General features: G+C 69.0%; 2 protein-coding genes. Both read left to right on the forward strand.

Annotated features, from left to right (window positions below; translation table 11 throughout):
• A partial coding sequence (locus tag A5646_RS03240; RefSeq protein ID WP_067019801.1) for a class I SAM-dependent methyltransferase occupies nucleotides 1–687 on the forward strand: 687 nt, incomplete at its 5' end.
• A 33-nt stretch (nucleotides 688–720) separates the two neighbouring features.
• Nucleotides 721–2716, forward strand: a 1996-nt coding sequence (locus A5646_RS03245) for a prolyl oligopeptidase family protein (RefSeq protein WP_067019804.1), incomplete at its 3' end; no start/stop codon positions are given.

Raw genomic sequence — 2716 nt, forward strand, 5'->3', positions numbered from 1 at the left:
GAGGTGGCGGCGGGCCCAGGCGAGACCGGCTTTCTCGTCGCGGACCGGCTCGGTCCCACGGGCCGCCTGATCTCCAGCGATTTTGCGCCCGAGATGGTGGCGGCAGCGCGTCGCGGGGCCGACGAGCGGGGCCTGCACAACGTCGAATGTCGCGAACTCGACGCCGAACAGCTCGATCTGCCGGACGCCAGCATCGACGGGGTGCTTTCGCGCTTCGGGCTGATGCTCATGCCGGGGCAGCAGAGGGCGGTCGCGGAGGTCCGGCGGGTCTTGCGGCCGGGCGGCCGGTTCGCCTACGCGACGTGGGGACCGCCGGACCGCAACCCGTGGCTCTTCCACGTGGTGGTCGCGATGCTGCAGAACGGGGTCACGCCGCCCGGCGACCCGTTCGCCCCAGGCGGTCCTTTCTCCCTCGCCACCCCCGAAAGCAACCGGGCCCTGGCCGATGCGGGCGGGTTCGCGGACGTCGCCGTCGAAGAGATCACCGGGGTCATGCGTTTCGACAGCCCGGACGAGCACTGGGCGCATGTCACCGGGCTCGCCGGCCCGGTGGTGGAACTGGTGGCCTCCCTGGACCCCGCGCAGATCGACGCGATCCGCGCGACCCTCGCACCGTCGCTGACGCCCTACCAGCGCGACGGCGCCCTCGAGATCCCGTGGGCCGCGATGGTTACGAGGGCGACGTAAGGGCCCGCGTCCTGCGGCCGTAAGAATGGCGGCATGACTGAGGACCCATACCTGTGGCTCGAGGACGTCACCGGTGACGAGGCGCTGGACTGGGTGCGGGCGCGTAACGAGCCGACACTGGCGCGCTTTCGCGACGAGAATTTCGAGCGGATGCGCATCGAGGCGCTCGAGGTGCTCGACACCGACGCCCGCATCCCCTACGTGGTCCGCCGAGGCGAGTACCTCTACAACTTCTGGCGCGACGCGGCCAACCCCCGCGGGCTGTGGCGGCGCACCACCCTGGACAGCTACCGCACCGACTCCCCGGAGTGGGACGTGCTGATCGACGTCGACGAACTGGGTCGGGCCGACGGCGAGAAGTGGGTGTGGGCCGGCGCCGGCGTCATCTACCCGGAATACACCCGCGCGTTGGTCAGCCTCTCCCGCGGCGGCTCCGACGCCTCCATCGTGCGCGAATTCGACATGGAAACAACGAAATTCGTCGACGACGGGTTCGCGCTACCCGAGGCCAAGTCGCAGGTGAGCTGGGCCGATCCGGACACCGTGCTGGTCGGCACCGACTTCGGCGAGGATTCGCTGACCGACTCCGGCTATCCACGGGTGGTCAAACGATGGCGCCGCGGCATCCCCCTCGCCGACGCCGAGACGGTCTTCGAGGGATCTCGCTCCGACGTCAACGTGGTGGCCAGCGCCAGCCGGATCCCCGGGTTCGAACGCACCCTGATCGGCCGGGCCTTGGACTTCTGGAACGAAGAGGTCTACGAGCTGCGCGGGTCGGAACTGATCCGCATCGACGCGCCCACCGACGCCAGCGTGAGCCTGCACCGCGAATGGCTGTTGATCGAGCTGCGCAGCGACTGGTCGTTGGGCGAGTTTAGCTATACCGCCGGCTCGCTGCTGGCCGCGAATTACGAGGAATTCCTCTCCGGCACAGCGCAATTGCAGGTGGTGTTCGAACCCGACGAGCACACCGCGCTCAACCACTACACGTGGACCAAGGACCGGCTGCTGATCGTCACACTCGCCGACGTGGCCAGCCGCGTCGAGATCGTCACGCCGCCATCGCGTGACGACCCGCTGCGCCCGGCTCCGCCGCGCTTGCGATCGTCACAAGGCGACTGGCGACGCGAGCCGGTGGCCGGGATTCCCGCCGCGACCAATACCGTCGTCGTCTCCGCCGACGACACCGGCGACGAATTCTTTTTGGATTCCAGCGGATTCGACTCGCCGTCACGGCTGATGCGCGGAACCGACGACGGCCGGCTCGAGCAGATCAAGTCCGCGCCGGCCTTCTTCGACGCCGAAAACATCTCGGTGACACAGAACTTCGTCACGTCACAGGACGGCACGTCGATCCCCTACTTCGTGGTGCGGCCCGGCGGTCCGCAGGCCGCCGACGGGCCGGCGCCCACCCTGCTCTACGGCTACGGCGGCTTCGAATCGTCGAACACGCCGGGCTACAGCGGCGTGCTGGGCCGGCTGTGGCTGGCCCGTGGGGGCACCTACGTCCTGGCCAACATTCGCGGCGGGGGCGAATACGGTCCCGGCTGGCACACCCAGGCGATGCGGGAGGGCCGGCACAAGGTGGCCGAGGACTTCGCCGCCGTCGCAACCGATTTGGTGGATCGCGGCATCACCACGGTCGAGCAGCTCGGGGCGCAGGGCGGCAGCAACGGGGGCCTGCTGATGGGCATCATGCTGACGCAGTACCCCGAGCGGTTCGGGGCGCTGGTGTGCAGCGTGCCCCTGCTGGACATGAAGCGCTATCACCTGCTGCTGGCCGGCGCCTCCTGGGTCGCCGAGTACGGCGACCCCGACAACCCCGACGACTGGGCATTCATCTCCGAATACTCGCCATACCAAAACATTTCGGCGACGCGCCGCTACCCACCGGTGCTGATGACCACCTCCACCCGCGATGACCGGGTGCACCCGGGGCATGCCCGCAAGATGACGGCAGCACTCGAGGCCGCCGGTCATCAGGTCTTCTACTACGAGAACATCGAGGGCGGGCACGCCGGCGCGGCGG

It is taken from the genome of Mycobacterium sp. 1245499.0, assembly GCF_001673615.1.
Classification (GTDB): domain Bacteria; phylum Actinomycetota; class Actinomycetes; order Mycobacteriales; family Mycobacteriaceae; genus Mycobacterium; species Mycobacterium europaeum_A.